Source organism: Streptomyces lothianensis, assembly GCF_047779955.1.
Classification (GTDB): Bacteria; Actinomycetota; Actinomycetes; order Streptomycetales; family Streptomycetaceae; genus Streptomyces.
This window is the reverse complement of sequence record NZ_JBLMKT010000040.1, coordinates 1-18,863: the sequence shown is the minus strand read 5'-3', so window position 1 is coordinate 18,863 and position 18,863 is coordinate 1. Positions and strand designations below refer to the sequence as shown.

The 18,863-nt window shown below is 71.9% G+C and carries 16 protein-coding genes and 1 pseudogene; 7 read left to right on the top strand and 10 right to left on the bottom strand.

Annotation, left to right across the window (positions count from 1 at the left end):
• The first annotated feature begins 1 nt into the window (after nucleotide 1).
• On the top strand, nucleotides 2–724 hold the full coding sequence (locus tag ACLF6P_RS14455; RefSeq protein ID WP_415950648.1) for an ABC transporter permease: 723 nt from the start codon (nucleotides 2–4) through the stop codon (nucleotides 722–724).
• Between the two features lies 1 nt (nucleotide 725).
• On the top strand, nucleotides 726–1,886 hold the full coding sequence (locus tag ACLF6P_RS14450; protein WP_415950647.1) for a sensor histidine kinase: 1,161 nt from the start codon (nucleotides 726–728) through the stop codon (nucleotides 1,884–1,886).
• A 183-nt stretch (nucleotides 1,887–2,069) separates the two neighbouring features.
• Here ACLF6P_RS14450 and ACLF6P_RS14445 read toward each other — a convergent pair whose 3' ends face one another.
• The 4 genes from ACLF6P_RS14445 to ACLF6P_RS14430 form a co-directional block, all read right to left on the bottom strand.
• A complete protein-coding gene (locus tag ACLF6P_RS14445; RefSeq protein ID WP_415950646.1) occupies nucleotides 2,070–3,512 on the bottom strand; it encodes a DHA2 family efflux MFS transporter permease subunit in 1,443 nt (480 codons plus the stop codon).
• Nucleotides 3,513–3,647: 135 nt separating this feature from the next.
• The gene (locus tag ACLF6P_RS14440; protein ID WP_415950645.1) at nucleotides 3,648–4,838 is read right to left on the bottom strand and encodes a lipid-transfer protein; all 1,191 of its coding nucleotides are present in this window, start codon (nucleotides 4,836–4,838) and stop codon (nucleotides 3,648–3,650) included.
• A gap of 5 nt (nucleotides 4,839–4,843) precedes the next feature.
• On the bottom strand, nucleotides 4,844–7,018 hold the full coding sequence (locus ACLF6P_RS14435) for an acyl-CoA dehydrogenase (protein WP_415950644.1): 2,175 nt from the start codon (nucleotides 7,016–7,018) through the stop codon (nucleotides 4,844–4,846).
• 113 nt (nucleotides 7,019–7,131) lie between these two features.
• On the bottom strand, nucleotides 7,132–8,130 hold the full coding sequence (locus ACLF6P_RS14430) for an N-acetylmuramoyl-L-alanine amidase (protein WP_415950643.1): 999 nt from the start codon (nucleotides 8,128–8,130) through the stop codon (nucleotides 7,132–7,134).
• A 165-nt stretch (nucleotides 8,131–8,295) separates the two neighbouring features.
• Between ACLF6P_RS14430 and ACLF6P_RS14425 the strand changes: the two genes are divergently transcribed.
• Nucleotides 8,296–9,720: an amidase gene (locus ACLF6P_RS14425; RefSeq protein WP_415950642.1), complete on the top strand. Its 1,425-nt coding sequence runs from the start codon at nucleotides 8,296–8,298 to the stop codon at nucleotides 9,718–9,720.
• Between the two features lie 165 nt (nucleotides 9,721–9,885).
• Nucleotides 9,886–10,320, top strand: coding sequence for an SAM-dependent methyltransferase (locus tag ACLF6P_RS14420; protein WP_415950641.1), 435 nt, complete (start codon nucleotides 9,886–9,888; stop codon nucleotides 10,318–10,320).
• Nucleotides 10,321–10,356: 36 nt separating this feature from the next.
• Here ACLF6P_RS14420 and ACLF6P_RS14415 read toward each other — a convergent pair whose 3' ends face one another.
• The gene (locus ACLF6P_RS14415; protein ID WP_415950640.1) at nucleotides 10,357–11,007 is read right to left on the bottom strand and encodes a class I SAM-dependent methyltransferase; all 651 of its coding nucleotides are present in this window, start codon (nucleotides 11,005–11,007) and stop codon (nucleotides 10,357–10,359) included.
• A gap of 263 nt (nucleotides 11,008–11,270) precedes the next feature.
• On the opposite strand from ACLF6P_RS14415, the gene ACLF6P_RS14410 reads away from it, so the two are divergent.
• The gene (locus tag ACLF6P_RS14410; protein WP_415950639.1) at nucleotides 11,271–12,173 is read left to right on the top strand and encodes a hypothetical protein; all 903 of its coding nucleotides are present in this window, start codon (nucleotides 11,271–11,273) and stop codon (nucleotides 12,171–12,173) included.
• Nucleotides 12,174–12,468: 295 nt separating this feature from the next.
• A complete protein-coding gene (locus ACLF6P_RS14405) occupies nucleotides 12,469–13,476 on the top strand; it encodes an LLM class F420-dependent oxidoreductase (protein WP_415950638.1) in 1,008 nt (335 codons plus the stop codon).
• Between the two features lie 75 nt (nucleotides 13,477–13,551).
• Here ACLF6P_RS14405 and ACLF6P_RS14400 read toward each other — a convergent pair whose 3' ends face one another.
• From ACLF6P_RS14400 to ACLF6P_RS14385, 4 genes and pseudogenes are all read right to left on the bottom strand, one after another.
• On the bottom strand, nucleotides 13,552–14,073 hold the full coding sequence (locus tag ACLF6P_RS14400) for a hypothetical protein (RefSeq protein WP_415950693.1): 522 nt from the start codon (nucleotides 14,071–14,073) through the stop codon (nucleotides 13,552–13,554).
• Nucleotides 14,074–14,290: 217 nt separating this feature from the next.
• A complete protein-coding gene (locus ACLF6P_RS14395) occupies nucleotides 14,291–15,373 on the bottom strand; it encodes a prenyltransferase/squalene oxidase repeat-containing protein (RefSeq protein WP_415950637.1) in 1,083 nt (360 codons plus the stop codon).
• Nucleotides 15,370–16,131, bottom strand: a pseudogene (locus tag ACLF6P_RS14390) (class I SAM-dependent methyltransferase); the annotation flags it as partial. The pseudogene ACLF6P_RS14390 and the gene ACLF6P_RS14395, both read right to left, overlap by 4 nt.
• A gap of 127 nt (nucleotides 16,132–16,258) precedes the next feature.
• Complete coding sequence (locus ACLF6P_RS14385) at nucleotides 16,259–17,650, bottom strand: glycosyltransferase family 4 protein (RefSeq protein ID WP_415950636.1); 1,392 nt, start codon at nucleotides 17,648–17,650, stop codon at nucleotides 16,259–16,261.
• Between the two features lie 227 nt (nucleotides 17,651–17,877).
• Here ACLF6P_RS14385 and ACLF6P_RS14380 point away from each other — a divergent pair, with 227 nt between their 5' ends.
• Entirely contained in the window at nucleotides 17,878–18,495 is a 618-nt protein-coding gene (locus ACLF6P_RS14380) for a TetR family transcriptional regulator (RefSeq protein WP_415950635.1), read from the top strand.
• Nucleotides 18,496–18,565: 70 nt separating this feature from the next.
• Here the strand turns inward: ACLF6P_RS14380 and ACLF6P_RS14375 are convergent, their stop codons facing one another.
• Nucleotides 18,566–18,799 (bottom strand): ferredoxin, encoded by a 234-nt coding sequence (locus ACLF6P_RS14375; RefSeq protein WP_415950634.1) that lies wholly within the window; start codon nucleotides 18,797–18,799, stop codon nucleotides 18,566–18,568.
• Between the last annotated feature and the right edge of the window lie 64 nt (nucleotides 18,800–18,863).

The following is an 18,863-nucleotide window of genomic DNA, read 5'->3' as shown; positions in this document are numbered from 1 at the left end:
CATGCTCGACTATCTGCGCCTGGAAATCCGCCGCACCCTGCGCGACACCGGTTTCGTCGTCTTCGGGATCGGCCTGCCCGTCCTGATGTACCTCCTGTTCACCAACATCGGGGTGAGCGAGGACGAGGGCGAGTGGAAGGCGTCCGCGATGGTCGGGATGGCCGCGTACGGCGCTCTCGGCGCGGCGCTCGGCACCGGTACCGCCGTCGCCGACGACCGCGCGCACGGCTGGCTGCGCCAGCTGCGCGTCACCCCGCTCACCCCGCGCGAGGCCGTCACGGGCCGCGCCCTGACCGGGTCGGTGACGGTCCTCCCGTCGATCATCGCCGTCATGGCGGCGGGCGCGCTCGTCAACGGCGTACGGCTCGACGCCTGGCAGTGGCCCGCCCTGGTCCTGCTCCTGTGGCTGGGCGCGCTGCCGTTCACGCTGCTCGGCCTGGGCAACGGCTACCGGCTGAGCACCCAGGTCACCGGCGTGGTCAACATGATCTGCACGATGGGTCTGGCGATCGTCGGCGGCCTGTGGTTCCCGTCCGAGCTGTTCCCCGGCTGGCTGCGCACCCTGTCCGACTACACGCCCGCGCACAGCTTCGCCGACCTCGGCTGGTCGACGACACAGGGTTCGGCGCCGGGTGCGCTGACGCTCGGGGTGCTGCTGGGCTGGCTGCTCCTGTTCGGCGCGTACGCCGCCTCCTCTTACCGGCGTACGGCCCGCGCGGCCTGAGATGAAGCGCTCCCCACAGCGCCACAGCCGCCTCTGCCCCCGCCCGCGCAGCGCGTTCGCCTTCCTGCCCTGGCTGCTCCTGGGCATGGGATCGCTGTCCCATGTGGTCAAGGGCGAGACCCCGAACCCGTGGGTGGGGGCCGTCGGCCTGCTCGCCTTCAACTCCCTCTACGTCTATGTGGTGTTCCGCGCCTTCACCCCCGCGGCCCGCACCTCCCCGTACACCCGCGCGGCGCTCGCGGTCATGGCGGCGGTCACCTTCGCCCTGGCGATCGGCTACGGCGGGCCGTGGCTGGCCTTCTTCCCGCTGCTCTCGCTGGCCGTCGGCACGAACCTGCGCGGCCGCCGCCTCGCCTGGACGGTCGGCCTCCTGACCGTGCTGGCCGCGGCCACGGCCGCCCGGCAGGACGCGGATCCCTCCTCGGCCGTCACCACCGGATACGGCACCCTGCTCTCCGGGATGGTGACGGCCGCGCTGCTCGCGCTCTGGGAGAAGGTGGTCGAACTGCGCGAGACCCGCGAGGAGCTGGCACGGACGGCCGTCGATCAGGAGCGGCTGCGCTTCTCGCGCGATCTGCACGATCTGCTCGGCCACACCCTCTCCCTGATCGTGGTGAAGTCCGAGGCCGCGCGCCGCCTCGCCCCGCATGACACGGAGGCCTCGCTGCGGCAGGTCGCCGACATCGAGAACGTCGGCCGCCAGGCGCTCACCGAGATCCGCGAGGCAGTCACCGGCTACCGCGCGTCCTCCCTCACCACCGAACTCGACCGCGCCCGCGACGCGCTCGCCTCCGCGGGCTTCGAGGCGGTGGTCCGGCGTTCGGGCCCGCCGCCCTCGCCCGTGACCGGCGCGGTGCTCGCCTGGGTGCTGCGGGAGGCGGTCACCAATGTCGTACGGCACTCGGGGGCGACGAACTGCCGTATCGAGCTCGTGGGATCGGCCGAGGAGGTCCGCCTGTCGGTCACCGACAACGGGCGGGGCGAAGGCGCGCGGACTCCGGGGGTGGGATCCTCCCTGCCCGGAGAGCCCGGGGTGGGTCTGCACGGGCTGTCGGAGCGGCTCGCGCAGGCGGGCGGGAGCCTGCAGGCGGGGCCGGCGGAACACGGCGGCTTCCGCGTGGAGGCGCGGCTGGCGGCACATCTTCCGGTACGTACTGCGTGAGGTGCGCATGGCGTGAGGTGCGCATGGCGTGAAGTACGTATGGCGTGAGGTACGTATGGCGTGAGGTGCGTATGGCGTGAGGTGCCTGCCGCGTGAGGTACGTGTCGCGTGAGCGGTTGCGGAGCCGGAACCCGTTCCGTACCGCGCCGAGCGGAACCGGGGCCGACCACCGCGCCGCCCCCCCTACGCGGTCTTCGGCCCGCGCTCCGCGCCGGGCAGCCACACCAGCACCAGCACCACTCCGCCGAGCAGGATCAGCCCGCTCGTACGGAACGCGGCCGCATAGCCCTCCGTCAGCGCCACCGGGTCGGAGCCCCCGCCCGCGTGCGCCGCGGCGATCGTCGACAGGATCGACAGCCCCAGCGCACCGCCCATCGTCCGCGAGGTGTTGACCAGACCCGAGACGAGGCCCGCCTCGGAAGGCGCGGCGCCCGAGGTGGCGAGGGAGGCGAGCGGGGTCATGGCGAGGCCCGCGCCCAGCATCATCAGGATGCCGGGGAGCAGGATCGACGTGACGTACCCGCCGTCGGGCCGCACGACCGCCTGCTGCACGCCGTATCCGGCGGCCGTGGTCAGGATGCCGATGACCGTGACGTTCTTCGGGCCGATGAGCGGCATCAGGCGGGGTGCCAGCTTGGATCCGATGATCACGGTCAGCGAGGAGGGTACGAGGGCGAGTCCGGCCTCCAGGGCCGAGTAGCCGAGGACGTTCTGCGCGTACACCGTCATGAAGAACCACATGGCGAAGCTGGCCGCGCCGCAGAACATCATCACGGCGTTGGCCGCGGCCACCGAGCGCAGCCGGAACAGCCCGAGCGGCATCAGCGGGGCCTTGGCGCGCGCCTCCACGGCGACGAAGACCGCGATGAGCAGCAGGCCTGCGGCCAGCGGGAGCAGTGTCTGGGGCGCCGTCCAGCCCTCGGCCTCGGTCTGCACGATCCCGTAGGCGAGGGTGGCGAGCCCGGCCGTCACGAGGACCGCGCCCGGCAGGTCGAGCCTGCGGCGTTCGCCGCCGCGGCTCTCGCTCAGCCAGAAGACGGCGGCGGTGAGGACGAGGACGCCGATCGGCACGTTGATGAGGAGCACCCAGCGCCAGGACAGCAGATCGGTGAGCAGCCCGCCGACGAGACCGCCGGCCGCGCCGCCGCCCGCGCCGACCGCGGTCCAGGTGCCGATGGCCCGGACGCGGGCCGGGCCCTCGGGGACGGCGGAGGTGAGCAGGGTCAGCGTCGAGGGGGCGAGTACGGCGGCGCCGAGACCCTGGACGGCGCGGGCGACGAGCAGCTGCCAGCTCTCCTGGGCGAGGCCGCCGGCGAGGGAGGCGGCGGTGAACAGGCCGAGCCCGACGAGGAACATCCGCTTGCGCCCGAAGAGGTCCCCGGCCCGGCCGCCGAGCAGCATGAAGCCGGCGAAGGCGATCGAGTACGCGTTGACCACCCACTGCAGTCCGAGCGCGCTCAGCCCGAGGTCGGCGCGCATCGACGGCAGCGCGGTGTTCACCACGGAGACGTCGAGCACGACGAGGAACTGCCCCGCACAGGCGGTGAGCACGACGGCCCAGGTGGGGATGGAGCGGGTGCGGGAGGCTTGGGCGGCGGGCGCGGTTTCGGTGGGTATCAGGGCCATGCCGGTCATGCTCTCAGGCGGTGGATGGCCGATGCATCGGGGTTTCGATGCATCGGCCATCCGCCTTGGGGACTAGGACTCCACCCACATCCGAGCTTCGCTCGGATCGCCTCGAACGCCGGCGGGCCTGAGTGCTCAGCCCAGCCGCAGCACCGTCACCACCGCCGCCCCGCCGAGCCCGATGTTGTGGGCCAGGCCCACACGTGCCCCGGGGACCTGCCGCGGGCCGGCCTCTCCGCGCAGCTGCCAGGACAGTTCCGCGACCTGGGCGAGGCCGGTCGCACCCAGCGGGTGGCCCTTGGAGATCAGGCCGCCCGACGGGTTCACGACCCACTTGCCGCCGTACGTCGTCGCGCCCGATTCGACGAGCTTGCCGGACTCGCCCTCCGCGCACATGCCGAGCGCCTCGTAGGTGAGGAGTTCGTTGATGGAGAAGCAGTCGTGCAGCTCGATGACGTCGACGTCGTCGATGCCGAGCCCGGCCTGTTCGAAGACCTGGCGTCCGGCGGCCGCCGACATCGGCTTGCCGACGACGTCGATGCAGGACCCGGACGCGAAGGACTCCTCCGTGTCCGTGGTCATCGTCTGCGCGATGATCTCGACGGCCTTGTCCTCCAGGCCGTGCCGCTCCACGAACCGCTCCGAGACCACGACCGCCGCGGCCGCCCCGTCCGAGGTGGGCGAGCACTGGAGTCTGGTGAGCGGCCGGTGGATGGTCTTGGCGGCGAGGATCTCCTCGACGGTGTAGACGTCCTGGAACTGGGCGTGGGGATTGTGCGCCGAGTGCCGGTGGTTCTTCGCGCCGACCGCCGCGAGCTGCGCCTCGCTCGTCCCGTACAGCTCCATGTGCTCGCGGGCGGCGTCGCCGAAGATCTGCGCGGTGGGCGGGGACATCTCGAAGCCGTGCCTGGCGGCCATGATCCCGTAGTGCCGTGCGACGGGCGAGGTCTTGAAGTCGCCCCCATCCGCGCCGCCGCCCAGCGCGCCCTTCTTCATCTTCTCGAAGCCGAGCGCGAGCACACAGTCGTTGAGTCCGCCGGCCACGAACTGGCGGGCCATCATCAGGGCGGTGGAGGCCGTGGCGCAGTTGTTGTTGACGTTGTAGACCGGAACGCCGGTGAGCCCGATCTCGTACGCCGCCCGCTGCCCGGCCGTGGAGGCCTGGAAGCAGTATCCGGCCGGTACCTGTTCGACGAGATCGTAGGAGATCCCCGCGTCCGTGAGGGCTTTTGTGCCCGCTTCCTTCGCCATGTCCCAGTACTGCCAGTCCCGGCTCTCGGGCTTCTCGAACTTCGTCATCCCGACGCCGACGATGTACGTCTTCATATCTCTCAATCCCTGGGCAGGCCGAGAATGCGCTCGGCGACGACATTGAGCTGGACCTGGGTGGTGCCGCCCGCGATCGTCAGACAGCGGGACATCAGGAACGAGTGCACGGCCCCCGCCCCGGGCCCCTCCCGCAACGCGCCCGCGGGACCGAGCAGTTCGAGTCCGAGCTCGGCGACTTTCTGCTGGTGAGGGGTCTGTACGAGCTTGCGGACGGATGCTCCGGCGCCCGGTTCGAGCCCGGAGACCTGCTGCAGTGTCGTGCGCAGTCCGATACAGGCGAGGGCGTGCGCCTCGGCGGCGAGCGCGCCGATCCGGGCCCGGGTGGCGTTGTCGAGACCGTCGGCCCGTGCGATGAGCATTTCCAGGCCGGTGTCGAAGGTCATCTGGTCGGCCATGTGCACCCGCTCGTTGCCGAGGGTGTTGCGGGCGACCTGCCAGCCGCCGTCGACCTCGCCGACCACGGCCTCGTCCGGCAGCAGCACATCGTCGAAATAGACCTCGTTGAACATCGCCTCGCCGCTGATCTCCCGCAGCGGCCGGATGTCGATGCCAGGGGTGTTCTTCATGTCGACGACGAAATACGTGAGCCCCTTGTGCTTGGGCGCCTCCGGGTCCGTCCGGGCGAGCAGAATCCCGTGGTCGGCCCACTGCGCGGCGCTCGTCCACACCTTCTGCCCGTTGACCTTCCAGCCGCCGCCCTCGACCCGCTCGGCCCTGGTCCGCAGCGAGGCGAGGTCGGATCCGGCGCCGGGTTCGCTGAACAGCTGGCACCACATGAGGTCGCCGCGCAGTGTCGGGGCGAGGTAGCGGTCCTGCTGCTCCCGCGTGCCGTACGCGATGAGCGAGGGCACCACCCAGGTCGCGATCCCCAGATCGGAGACCTTCACGCCCGCGGCCCGCAGCTCCTGCTGCACGGCGAGCTGCTGCACGGGCCCGGCCCCGAGTCCGTAGGGCTCGGGCAGGTACGGCGCCGTGTACCCGGTGGGTGCGAGTTCGCGCCGTACGGCCTTGGGGTCGAGCCCGCGCACCGGCTCGATGACGTCGCGCGCCCGCGCCCTGAACTCCTCGGCCGCCGCGGGAAGTTCGAGCCGCAGTTCGCGGCGCGTCCCGCCTTCCGCGAGGCGTACGGCGCGCAGCCGGTGGGCATCCCCCGCACCCATCAGCTGCCGGGCGACGAGCGCCCGGCGCAGATACAGGTGCGCGTCGTGCTCCCAGGTGAAGCCGATACCGCCGAGCACCTGGATGCAGTCCTTGGCGCAGCTGTACGCGGCGTCGAGCGCGACGGAGGCGGCGAGCGCGCCGGCCAGCTCCCGTACGTCGGCGTTCTGCGTGCCCTCCGCGTCCGCCTCGCCGGCCGCGCGGGCCGCGTCCCAGGCCAGGGCGCGGGCCTGTTCGAGGCGGATCAGCATGTCGGCGCACAGGTGCTTGATCCCCTGGAACTGTCCGATCGGCCGCCCGAACTGCTCGCGCACCTTGGCGTATTCGGCCGCCGTCTCCACCGCCCAGGCGGCGGTTCCACAGGCGTCGGCGGCGAAGACGACGGCCGCGAGGTCCCGTACGAGCCCGGAACCGACGTCGATCAGGCGTCCGCGCGCCCCTTCGGCCGTGACCTCGGCGGTGGGCCGGGTCGGATCGGCGCTCTCCTGCATCCGTACGGCGAGATCGGCGGCGTCCACGACGAACCACCGCACGCCTTCCGCGCCCTGCGCGGGAAGCAGCAGCAGATCGGCCTCCGCGCCGCCGAGCACGGGTGGTGCCACGCCGTCGAGCAGATGGCCTTCGCCGTCGCTGACGAACGTGAGCGTCCCGGCGGTCAGGGCGACCGCTCCGATCCTGGCGCCTTCGGCGAGCGCGGCCGCCAGCTCCCGCTCACCGGCCCGTTCAAGCACGGCCGACGCGAGGGAGTTGGCAAGCAGCGGTCCGGGCAGTGCGTTCCGCGCGGCCTCCTCGACGACCACGACGAGATCGACGAGTGTGCCGCCCCCGCCGCCGTACTCCTCCGGCAGATGCACCCCGAGCAGCCCCTGTTCGGTGAGGCCGTCCCAGAAGGCCGGTCTGCCTCCGCCGCCGGGCGCTTCGAGCACCTTGCGCACGTCCTCCGGCGGAACGGTGCGGGCGATCCACCCGCGGACGGCATCGGCCAGTTCGCGTTGCTCCTGCGTGATCCCGAGACCCATGGCGGGCAGAGTAGAACACGTTTCAATCTGACGGAAGGTCAGATGAGGGTCGCTTTTGACGGACCGTCAGGATCCTTGCGGAGGGTGCGCGGTGAGGACTCGTCGAGGCGCGGTCAGGACTTCAGGAAGCCCGCGATCCCGTCCGTGATGCCGCGGGCGGCCTTCTGGCGCCAGGACGCGCTGGTCAGCAGCGCCGCGTCCTCGGCATCGCGCATGTTGCCGCATTCGATGAAGACCTTGGGGACCTTGGACAGGTTGAGGCCGCCGAGATCGCGGCGGACGTCGAGGCCGGTGCCGTCGCCGATGTAGTTCGAGGGGCGCATGCCGGTCGCCGCGAGGAACCGGCCCGCGATACGGGTGCCCAGGTCGCGGGAGGGTTCGACGATCGCGCGAGTGTCGGCGGCGCCGGAGTGGACGGAGGCCGGCAGGATCACGTGGAAGCCGCGGTTGCCCGCACCCGAGCCGTCGGCATGGACGGAGACGACCGCGTCGGCCCCGGCCTCGTTGCCGATCTCGGCGCGCTCGTCGATACAGGGGCCGAAGGGGCGGTCGGCGTTCTGGGTGAGCTTGACCGTGGCACCCTGCTCCTCCAGGAGGGCGCGGACGCGGCGGGAGACGTCGAGGGTGAACTCGGCCTCCGCGTAGCCGGAGTTGGTGGCGGTGCCCGTCGTATCGCACTGCTTCTTGTTGGTGCCGATGTCGACCTGGCGGGCGATCTCGCTCGTGTGCTTGACGTTCGACGGGTTGTGCCCCGGGTCGATGACGACGACCTTGCCGGCGAGCGGACCCTTCCCCGGCGCGGGCTTCCTGGTGGCCTTCGAGGACTCCGAGGGAGCCGCGGACCCCGAGGCGGTCGAGGACCCGGCGGGCTTCGAGGGCTTGGAGTCGCCGGCCGCCTCCGAGGGCGCCTCACCCGTCGGGCTCGCCCCTGCCGAGGAGCCGGACTGCGCCGTCGACGACTGCCCCTCGCCGGCCCCGCCGCCCATCGCCTGCCACACCAGCCAGCCCGCGAGCGCGGCCGGGACCAGGGCGGCGGCCGCGACGAGACCCCCGCCCCGCCTCAGCGGACGGCGCGGGCGCGGAGCTGGATCATCCGGATCGTCATACGACACGACCGCGAGCCTAGCGTCCGGCCCCGGGAAGCCCCCACACGACACAAGCGCCAACCGCCCTACCAACTGGTCGGTATTGACACGGCGCGGTGCTCGGCTGTGTGATGCGTGACACCAGTCTCTGGGTCATCGTCGAAGCACAGCCGCCAGCCAGGAGGATCCGCGATGGGGCAGTCCGGATTGCACGAGCTCGACGCGGTGGCACAGGCCGCGGCCGTACGGAGCGGAGAGGTCGGCCCGGTGGAGCTCGTCGAGCACCACCTCGACCGGATCGCCCGGTACGGCGAACAGCTTGGCGCGTTCCTCACCGTAACCGCGGAAAGCGCCCGTGAGCAGGCCTCCTCCGCCGAGCAGCGGCTCGTGAAGGGCGAGCGGGACACGCTGCCGCCGCTGTTCGGCGTACCGACCGCGATCAAGGACCTGAACGCGACCACGGACGCCCGCACCACCTTCGGTTCGAAGGCCTTCGAGCACTTCGTGCCCCGGTCCGAGGCGCACGCGGTCCGGCTGCTGCGCGAGGCGGGCACGATCAGCCTGGGCAAGACGAACACCCCCGAGTTCGGCCTCTCCGGCTATACGGACAACGACCTCGTCGGCCCCGCCCGCAGCCCCTGGGACACCAGCCGCACCGCCGGCGGGTCGAGCGGCGGCGCGGCGGCCGCGGTCGCCGCGGGGCTCGTGCCGTTCGCGCACGGCAGCGACGGCGGCGGAAGCATCCGCATCCCCGCCTCCTGCTGCGGGATCTTCGGCCTGAAGCCCTCGCGCGGCCGAGTCAGCAACGGCCCGCTGGGCAGCGATGTGACGGGGTTCAGCATCCAGGGGCCGCTGTCGTGGACGGTCCGGGACTCGGCCGCGATGCTCGACGCCCTGGCCGTGCCGCAGCCCGGCGATCCGTTCTGGGCGCCGCCGCTGCCCGAGGGTGAGACGTATCTGCAGTACGCCGGACGGGACCCCGGCCGACTGCGGATCGGTGTCTATACGGACCCGGGGCTGCCCGAGCTCGCCGTGGACCGGGAAATCACCGCCGCGCACACCGCCGCCGCCGAACTGCTCGCCTCGCTCGGACACGAGGTGGTGGAGATCCCGAACCCGTTCGGGGAGACCCTGCGCGATGCGTTCCTCGGGATCTGGGCCACCCAGTCGCTCCTGATGAAGACGCCGGACGAGGAGAGCCTGCGGCCGCTCAGCCGGTGGTGGCGGGAGATCGGGCGCGGGCTTCCCGCCGAGAAGTTCCTCGACGCGCTGAACGGCAGTCAGCTCGCCGCGCGCCGCGCGGTCGAGGCGCAGGACCCGTACGACGCCGTGCTCACGCCCACCCTGGCGATCCGGCCGCCGACACCCGAGTGGTTCCAGGAGGGCGACGCGCTCCAGGACGCCAAGCGGCAGACCGGCCTCAGCTGCTTCACCGCCGCGTTCAACGCGAGCGGCCAGCCCGCCGCGAGCCTGCCGCTCGGGCGCAGCGCCGAGGGCGTGCCGATCGGGGTGATGCTCGCCGGTCGCCCCGCAGGCGAGCACCGGCTCATCTCACTGTGCGCGCAGATCGAGTCCGCACAACCCTGGGGCTACCGGCGTCCGCCGCAGTTCGACTGACCGTTCGCGGCAGCGGGTCACGAGCAGCGCCCGTGGCGAAGTGAGCGGCGCGGGGAGCGGGCCGGGGAGCAGCGGGCGCGTACGGTCCCGGCGCGGGCAGCGGGCCGGGGAGCGGCGGGCGCGTACGGTCCCGGCGCGCCCCGGCCGAGACCTATGCTCCGCCTCATGCCCGTACGTCTCTCGCCGCGGCTCGCCGCGATCGTGGACGCGCTGCCGCTGCAGCCGGACTCCCGCGTCCTGGAGATCGGCTGCGGCCCCGGCGCGGCCGCCCGGGCCGTGGCCGAGCGGCTCACCACCGGCCACATCCTGGCCGTCGACCGGTCCGCGAGCGTCATCGCGCAGGCCGAGGCCGCCGCGCGGGAGGAGATCGCGGCGGGCCGGATGAGCCTGCGCCGCACAGCGGCCGAGGAGTTCGTGCTCGGGCCGGATGAGGAACCCTACGACCTGGTGTTCGCCGTCCGCGTCGGCGCCCTCGACGGGCGGCACCCGGATGCCGGTGAGCAGGTGCTGCGCCGCCTCGCCCTGGCGACGACGGCGGACGCCCGGCTCTTCATCGACGGCGGCGATCCGCTGCGGGAACTGGCGATCCCGCGCGACTGAGACGCGGTGACCGTGGGCCCGGCCGACAGCCGCCGGTCACCGACCGGAACCGGTCCTCCGCAGCACCCGCAGCGAGCCGTGCGCCGAGACCTCCGTGAACGCACCGGACTCAAGCGCCCTGAGATAGATGCGGTACGGGGCCTGCCCGGTGAACTCGTCCACCGGGTCGGGGAACACGTCATGGATCAGGAGCAGCCCGCCCTCGGCGAGATGCGGCGCCCAGCCCTCGTAGTCCGCTGCGGCGTGCTCGTCGGTATGGCCGCCGTCGATGAACACGAAGCCGAGTGAGCCTCCCCAGACCCGCGCCACCTGCGGCGACTTGCCCACGAGCGCCACAACATGCTCTTCGAGGCCCGCTTTGTGCAGAGTGCGGCGGAAGGTCGGAAGCGTGTCCATCCGCCCGATCTCGGGGTCGACGACCTCGGGATCGTGGTACTCCCAGCCGGGCTGCTGCTCCTCGCTGCCCCGGTGGTGGTCGACGGTGAGCGCCGTCACGCCCGTCTCGCGCGCCGCGTCGGCGAGCAGGATCGTGGAGCGCCCGCAGTACGTCCCCACTTCGAGCAGCGGCAGCCCGAGATCACCGGCCTCGACGGCCGCCGCGTACAGCGCCAAACCCTCATCAAGCGGCATGAATCCCTTGGCCGCCTCGAATGCGGCAAGGATCTCGGGCTTGGGCATCGCGGACATCGGGGGCCTCCAGAACGGACACGCGTACGGGATCGCTCATGTTGCCGCATCCATTCGGGAACCAATACCGCGGTTGTGTGTCTCCTTATCTCGGGCCGGGCAGTCATCCGGCGTCTTTATACCCAGCAGACACCCAGGCCGACCGGGCGATAGTCTCCTCCGTACGATGGGGGGCCGCCGATGGGACCTTGCCCGCGCCGCCGACCCGGCGCTCCGGCGACAGCGACGCCCACCGACGACTCGACGACGAAGAAGGACCTGAAGTGAATTTCCGCTCTCTGACACGAGGCGACGGCGTGGTGATCGCAGCAGCGGTGTTGCTGTTCATCGCCTCCTTCCTGGACACGTTCGACGGCAAGGGTGACGACATTCCCACGGCGTGGGACAACGGCAACCTGCTGATGAGCGTGTACCTCACCGGAATCTTCGGTGCCGCACTCATCGTCCTCGGCCGGGCCCAGCAGCCGGGCAAGAAGGTGGCCGGTCTCGAACTCGGCACCGTGGGCGTGACGCTGACCGTGGCGTCGGCGCTGAGCGCGCTGTTCGCGATGTTCGACCTCGAGCAGTCCTTCGACGCGGTCTTCGAAGGCCTGGGCAGCCTCGGCGGCGGCGGTGAGGACCTGGAGGCCGGGATCGGCCTGATCCTCGCCCTGATCGCCACGCTGGCCCTCGCGGGCGCCGCGGTCGCGAGCAACCTCGTCCCCGCCCTCCAGGCCCCGCTCGCCGGCGCCCCCGCCCCGGCCGCTCCGCAGTACGGCGGCCAGCCGCAGCAGGGTGGCTACGGCTACCCGGGTGCCCAGCCGGGCCAGCCGCAGCCGGGCCAGCCGCAGCAGGGTGGCTACGGCTACCCGGGCGGCCAGCCGGGCCAGCCGCAGCAGGGCGGCTTCCCGCAGCAGGGCGCTCCGGCTCCCACGCAGCCCGGCCCGCAGCAGCCCGGCCCGCAGCAGGGCACCCCGGCGCCGCAGGGCGACTTCTCGCCGTTCTGGTTCGCGGTTCCGGCGCAGCGCCCGCTGTACGGCGAGGACGGCAGCCCGAACCCGATCGCCGAACTCGCCCCCGGTACCTGGTACCTGGCGGTCGAGCAGCGCGGCCCGGGCCTCGTCGCCCAGACCCAGGACGGCCGTCGTGGTGTGCTTCAGGACACGACGGGCATCCAGCGCGGCTGAGGACTGTCGCAGCGACAGCACGCTGCACGCAACACGCAACACGCAACACAACAGCACGGCCCTTCGCCCCTCGCGGGCGGAGGGCCGTCGCCGTTCCCGGATCCGCAGTCGGCCCGGGTCCGCAGTCGGCCCGGGTCCGCAGTCGGCCCGGGCCACGGTCGGCCCGGGCCACAGTTGCCCTCCGGGCCGTAACCGCCCCCGGCGCCGTTGCCTTGTCGCCCCGCACCCTCTACAGTGCCCTGAATTCACGCAACTGACGCTCCGTCAGTTGATCTCCGGCGGCCAGGGGGCTCGGATGCGGCTCGGGATCACGCTCGGCTACTGGGGGCGCGGCCCCAAACCGGAGCACGTGGCGCTCGCACAGGAGGCGGAACGCCTCGGCTACGACTCGGTGTGGACCGCGGAGGCCTGGGGCTCCGACGCCTTCACCCCGCTCACCTGGATCGCCGCGCAGACCTCCACCATCAAGCTGGGCACGGCGGTCGCGCAGATGGCCGCGCGCACCCCGACCGCGACGGCGATGCACGCCCTCACCCTCGACCACCTCTCCGGCGGCCGGATGATGCTCGGCCTGGGACTCTCCGGGCCGCAGGTGGTGGAGGGCTGGTACGGCCGCCCGTTCCCGAGGAGCCCGCTGACCGCGACCCGCGAGTACGTGGAGGTGATCCGCCAGGTCCTGCGCAGGGAAGGCCCGGTGCGCCTCGACGGCCGCTTCCACTCGCACCCGTACACGGGCGAGGACGGCACCGGACTCGGCAGACCGCTGAAGCCGATCACGCACCCGCTGCGGGCGGAACTGCCCGTCTTCCTGGGGGCGGAAGGCCCCAAGAACATCGCGCAGACCACCCGGATCGCCGACGGCTGGCTCCCGCTCTACTGGTCCCCGACCCGCACGGACGTCTACGAGGCCTCGCTCACGGATCTCCCCGCGGGCTTCCGGATCGCGCCGATGGCCCGGGCCCAGGTCTGCGAGGACGTCACGGCGGGGCTGCTGCCGGTCAAGGCGATGCTCGGTTTCTACATCGGCGGCATGGGACACGCCTCGAAGAACTTCCACGCGGACCTGATGGCCCGCATGGGCTACGAGGCGGAGGCCCGCCGCATCCAGGAACTGTTCGCCGAGGGCCGCAAGGAGGAAGCGGTCCTCGCGGTCCCCGACGCCTTCGCCGACGAGATCTCCCTGATCGGCCCCCGCGAACGCATCGCGGACCGCCTGGCCTCCTGGCGCAAGGGCCCGGTCACGGACCTCCTCCTGATGTCCCCGGACCTGGAGACGCTGCGGGTCCTCGCGGAGCTGGCCTGACCTCCGGTCGCACCCCGGCGCCACTCCCCAGGCGCCACTCCCCAGGCGCCCCTCCCCCAGGCGTCCCCGTCGTCCTCAGCCGCCCAGCTGGGACAACGACGGCACCTTGTCCTTGACGGGCGCCCCCGCGTCGTTCCCCGCGTCCTTCACCGAGTTGATCACGTCGTCGAAGACACCCGCCGCCGCGTCCGCTCCTTCCCCCTTGCGCAGCTTGGACGGCAGTTCCTTGAGGGAGTCGATCCCGGCCATCAGCGGCGCCACCGCCTTCGCCAGCAGGGGGTCGCCCTCCGCGTTCTTCGCCGCGGCCTTCAGCCGGTTGTACGCGAACGTCCCGGCCAGCCCCGCCTTGACGAGCGTGAACTTCCGCCCGTCGGCGCCCTTCTTGAACTTGCCGTCCCGCGCCGGCTTGATGATCCACTGATACGCGGCCCCGGCGGCGAGCCCGGCATTGGCCACGAACCGCGTCTTGGCGAACTTCTGCCGCTCGGCCGTGCCGGTGACGCTGCCGCTCGGCTCGGCCCCCGCGTCGTCGTCACTCGAACCACAGGCCGTGGTCCCGGCGAGCAATGCCCCGCACAGGGCGAGGGCGACGGCCATACGGACGATCAGCGGCCGGCGTATGCCGCCGGGAGCCGCGGATGCGGAGCTGGGCACGGTGGACCTCCCACGAGGAGCGGGGGCCGCGCACGAGAATGACCCGCAGCCCTCCCGGCAGACTCACGCGCCTCTTCGGGTACTGCCACCAGGGCGAGCCCATCCGGGTGACGGCCCCGCCTCTCTCAGAGGCTGCAGTCGAAGGCAACAGCCTCTCAGCTCAGGCCCCCTGCCCGGCGCAGCAGTCCGGCTCAAGCCCGGCCGGCAGCCGCCCTTCGCCGAAGACCGCACACGTGGCCTCGTGCCCGCCGAGCGCCGCGACCGCGAGCAGCAGCGCCCCCGCGGTCCACGCGGTGAGTTCCTGCGGCCAGATCGCCTCGTCCTCGAAGACGTAACCCGTCCAGTACAGCCCGGACCCGTCATCCCGCAGATGCCGGATCGCCTTGAGGATCTCCAGGGCCCGGTCGGACTCCCCCATCACCCACAGCGCGAGGGCGAGTTCGGCCGATTCACCGCCGGTCACCCAGGGGTTGGGCGAGACACAGCGCACCCCGAGGCCGGGCACGACGAACCGGTCCCAGCTCTGCTTGATCCGGGCCGTGGCCTCCGCGCCCGTGACCGCGCCGCCGAGGACCGGGTAGTACCAGTCCATCGAGTAGCGGTCCTTGTCGAGGAACCGCTCCGGGTGGCTGCGTATCGCATGACCGAGCGCACCGGCCGCGAGCTCCCAGTCGGGCTGCGGCTCCTCGCGCTGCTCGGCGATGGCGAGCGCGCAGCGCAGGGCCTGGTGGATGGAGCAGGAGCCGGTCAGGAGCGCGTCCGTGACGGCCCTGCCGTCCTCCTCGCGCTTCCACCCGATCTGCCCGCCGGGCTGCTGCAGCGCGAGGACCCACTCGACGGCCGCGCACACCGCGGGCCACATCCGCTCCAGGAAGGCCTCGTCCCCGGTGGCGAGGTAGTGGTGCCAGACGCCGACGGCGATGTACGCGCAGAAGTTGGACTCGGCGCTGCGGTCGGTCACCTGCCCGGCGTCCCCGTCGGCATAGGCCGCGTACCAGGAGCCGTCCTCGCGCTGATGCCGTACGAGCCAGTCGTAGGCCCGCTCGGCGGCCTCGTGCTCGCCGGCCGCATCGAGCGCCATCGCGGCCTCGGTGTGGTCCCACGGGTCGAGATGGTGCCCGCGGAACCACGGGATCGCGCCGTCCTCGCGCTGGCACGCCAGGATGCCCTCGACGGTCTGCGCGGCCTGCTCGGCGGTGAGGACCCCGGGCAGTACGAGATGCTGCGTCCGGGGCGTGGTCACTTGGCTCCCGCCACCGTCGACTTCGGCAGATGCGGCTTGGTCGCATACGCCACGAAGCTCTTGCCGATCACGGGGTTGAGCGCCCGCTCGGCGGCACGCGTGAGTGTGGAGATGCCGCGCGTCTTCATGATGTCCCAGACCAGGATCTGGTGGTATGCGCGCACCGGCAGCGCCTTGTCGTTGTCGACGCCGAATGCACACTTGAGCCACCAGTACGGCGAGTGCAGCGCGTGCGCGTGATGCGTCCCGTAGGGCTTGAGTCCGGCCTCGCGCATCCGGCCGAGCAGTTCCTCGGCCTTGTAGATACGGATATGGCCGCCCTCGACCTCGTGGTACTCGTCGCTGAGCGCCCAGCAGACCTTCTCGGGCCCGTAGCGCGGCACGGTCACGGCGATCCGGCCGCCCGGCTTGAGTACGCGCACCATCTCGGCGAGCACGCCCTTGTCGTCGTGGATGTGCTCCATGACCTCGGAGATGATCACGACGTCGAAGGACTCGTCCGGGAAGGGCAGGTTCAGCGCATCGCCCTCCATGGCGGTGGCGGTGGCCCCCTCGGGCGCCTCCCCGGCCTCCTTCATGGCGGCGAACCACTTGGCGACCTCGCGGATCTCCTCCGCGTTCTGGTCGAGCGCCACGACCTGCGCCCCGCGCCGATAACACTCGAAGGCATGCCGCCCGGCCCCACAGCCGAGATCGAGCACACGATCGCCTGCGGCGAGCGGGAAGCGGGAGAAGTCAACGGTCAGCACGCAGGCCTGCCTTCTTCTTTGAGCCCGTCCGGCATGTGAGGACGGGCGCGTTCAGCGCGATCGGGGGCAAGGGGCGAAGCGCCAGGGTGGCCCACCCACCGGTGGGTGCTTCGCATGACTGGGGGAACCGAACTCATCACCGCACCCCGACGGCGCCACGCGAACCGGCCGCGGCCATCGCCGCCCGATAGTGCGCCACCGTCCCCTCCGCGGCCCGTGCCCAGGTGAACCTGGCCAGCACCCGCTCACGCCCGGCGCGACCGAGCCGCACCCGCAGATCCGGGTCCGCAAGGAGCCGGGTGAGCCCGGCGGCCAGCGCCCCCGCGTCCCCGGTGGGGACGGCCAGACATGTCTCCCCGTCCGCCCCGGCCACCTCGGGAATCGCCCCACCGGTGGTGGCCAGCAGCGGCGTGCCCGTGGCCATCGCCTCCGCCGCCGGAAGCGAGAACCCTTCGTACAGCGAGGGCACGCACGCCACCTGAGCCGACCGCACCAGGTCGACCAGTTCCGCATCGGAGATGCCCTTGACGAACCGCACCGCGTCCTCAAGCCCGTACCGCGTGATCGCCTTGGCGACCGGCCCCTGCTCGGGCCGCTTGCCGACCACCACGAGATGCGCGTCCGGCACCTCGGTCCGCACCTTGGCCAGCGCCTCCACGAGGTACACGAGCCCCTTGAGCGGGACGTCGGCGCTGGAGGTCGTGACGATCCGCCCGGGCACCTCGGCGACCGAGTCATCGGGCGAGAACAGGTCCGTATCGGCCCCGATGTGCACGACGTGGATCCGCTCGTCGCGCACCCCGAGGTGCTCGACGATCTCGTCCCGCGAGGTCCCGGAGACGGTCAGCACCGACGGCAACCGCCGCGCCACCCGCTTCTGCATCCGCGTGAACCCGTACCAGCGCCGCTTGCCGGCCCGCTCCCGCCAGCCGACGGCCGCATCGATCTCCAGCTGCCGGTCGACGGTGATCGGGTGGTGGATGGTCGTCACAAGCGGGGCGCCGAGCACGCGCGGTCCGCCCAACAGGCCGTAGCCGAGCGTCTGGTTGTCGTGGATGACGTCGAAGTCACCGCGGCGGGCGGCGAGATGGCGCCGGGCCCGCAGCGAGAAGGTCAGCGGTTCGGGGAATCCGCCGGTGAACATGGTTCCGGCCTCGACGAGGTCGATCCAGTCGCGGTATTCCTCGCGTTTCGGCGTACGGAAGGGGTCGGGCGAGCGGTACAGGTCGAGCGAGGCGAGCTCGGTCAGCGATACGCGGTCGTCGACCTCGTCGAGCACGGGATACGGCTGCGCCCCGATGACCTCGACGTCATGGCCGAGCCGGGCGAGCTCCCTCGAGAGATGACGTACGTAGACACCCTGTCCGCCGCAGAACGGGTTCCCCTTGTAGGTGAGCAGCGCGATCCGCAGCGGCCGCTCGCCGCCGGTCGGGCGCCCATCGGGGGTTCGACGGTCACCGGAGACCGGACGGTCACCGGCCGTACGCACGGGGCCCGCGGGACCCGCCTCCATGGCCTCAGCGGTCACTCACGGCCCCCTTCTGACTGCATTGCCCGCGAGATTACGCCGGGACGCTAACCTAGAACAAGTTTCAGACTTGATCGCTTGAAGAGCATCGAATTTACCGGCAGGTAAGCAGACCGGAAGGCCTGGATCAGGTGATTCGCGCCACGACCGCGCTCCTGCCATGCTGTGGCCCACCCGGGGCTCCCCACTCCCCCACCCAGCCGGACACGGAACGCGGAACGGGACAGATGACAGCGGAAGCAATGGAATCCGGCGCCGTCGGTGCGACCCCGGCCCTGACCGAACGTCAGGAGGCCCGCCGCCGCCGCATCCTGCACGCGAGCGCCCAGCTCGCCAGCCGCGGCGGCTTCGACGCCGTACAGATGCGCGAGGTCGCCGAGTCCTCCCAGGTCGCCCTGGGCACGCTCTACCGCTACTTCCCCTCCAAGGTGCACCTGCTGGTCGCCACGATGCAGGACCAGCTGCAGCACATGCACGGCACGATCCGCAAACACCCGCCGGCCGGCGAGACACCCGCCGAGCGGGTCGCGGAGACGCTGATGCGGGCGTTCCGCGCGATGCAGCGCGAGCCGCATCTCGCCGACGCCATGGTGCGCGCCCTCACCTTCGCGGACCGCTCGGTGAGCCCCGAGGTGGACACGGTCTCGCGGCTGACGACGGCGATCATCCTGGACGCGATGGGCCTCGACGACCCGAGCCCGCAGCAGCTCTCCGCGGTCCGGGTCATCGAGCACACCTGGCACTCGGCCCTGATCACCTGGCTCTCGGGGCGCGCCTCGATCGCCCAGGTGAAGATCGACATCGAGACGGTGTGCAAGCTGATCGAGCTGACGGTTCCGGAGTAGCCCCGGACGCTTGTGGAGATCCGAACGAGGTTCGGATGCGGGCGGACACCGGGAGGCCGCCCGCCCGCCCCTAATCCTCCGGCGGATACACCGCCTCCCCGCTCCCGAGCAGCGTCAGCGTGATCGCCTCCACCGGGCAGCCCTCCGCCGCGGTGAGCGTCTCCTCGTTCGCGTCCACCTCCGAGGCCTGCGGATGCGACTGCCGCGCCGTGTCGAGCCGGAAGCCCTCGGGCGCACTCGTCACGCACATCCCCGACCCGATGCACACACCCCGGTCGACCTCGACGTGCCAGCGGTCTCCCATCAGGACCTAGCCAGGGGACGCCCCGCTTTAGCGGGGTGGGGAATGGCTTCTGAGTCCTGCTCTG

What these genes read in the sequence shown, in the direction of transcription:
- ACLF6P_RS14455 (WP_415950648.1), top strand. Translation starts at nt 2, where the DNA reads ATGCTCGACTATCTGCGCCTGGAAATCCGCCGCACCCTGCGCGACACC.
- ACLF6P_RS14450 (WP_415950647.1), top strand. Translation starts at nt 726, where the DNA reads ATGAAGCGCTCCCCACAGCGCCACAGCCGCCTCTGCCCCCGCCCGCGC.
- ACLF6P_RS14445 (WP_415950646.1), bottom strand. Translation starts at nt 3,512, where the DNA reads ATGGCCCTGATACCCACCGAAACCGCGCCCGCCGCCCAAGCCTCCCGC.
- ACLF6P_RS14440 (WP_415950645.1), bottom strand. Translation starts at nt 4,838, where the DNA reads ATGAAGACGTACATCGTCGGCGTCGGGATGACGAAGTTCGAGAAGCCC.
- ACLF6P_RS14435 (WP_415950644.1), bottom strand. Translation starts at nt 7,018, where the DNA reads ATGGGTCTCGGGATCACGCAGGAGCAACGCGAACTGGCCGATGCCGTC.
- ACLF6P_RS14425 (WP_415950642.1), top strand. Translation starts at nt 8,296, where the DNA reads ATGGGGCAGTCCGGATTGCACGAGCTCGACGCGGTGGCACAGGCCGCG.
- ACLF6P_RS14420 (WP_415950641.1), top strand. Translation starts at nt 9,886, where the DNA reads ATGCCCGTACGTCTCTCGCCGCGGCTCGCCGCGATCGTGGACGCGCTG.
- ACLF6P_RS14415 (WP_415950640.1), bottom strand. Translation starts at nt 11,007, where the DNA reads ATGTCCGCGATGCCCAAGCCCGAGATCCTTGCCGCATTCGAGGCGGCC.
- ACLF6P_RS14405 (WP_415950638.1), top strand. Translation starts at nt 12,469, where the DNA reads ATGCGGCTCGGGATCACGCTCGGCTACTGGGGGCGCGGCCCCAAACCG.
- ACLF6P_RS14400 (WP_415950693.1), bottom strand. Translation starts at nt 14,073, where the DNA reads ATGGCCGTCGCCCTCGCCCTGTGCGGGGCATTGCTCGCCGGGACCACG.
- ACLF6P_RS14380 (WP_415950635.1), top strand. Translation starts at nt 17,878, where the DNA reads ATGACAGCGGAAGCAATGGAATCCGGCGCCGTCGGTGCGACCCCGGCC.
- ACLF6P_RS14375 (WP_415950634.1), bottom strand. Translation starts at nt 18,799, where the DNA reads ATGGGAGACCGCTGGCACGTCGAGGTCGACCGGGGTGTGTGCATCGGG.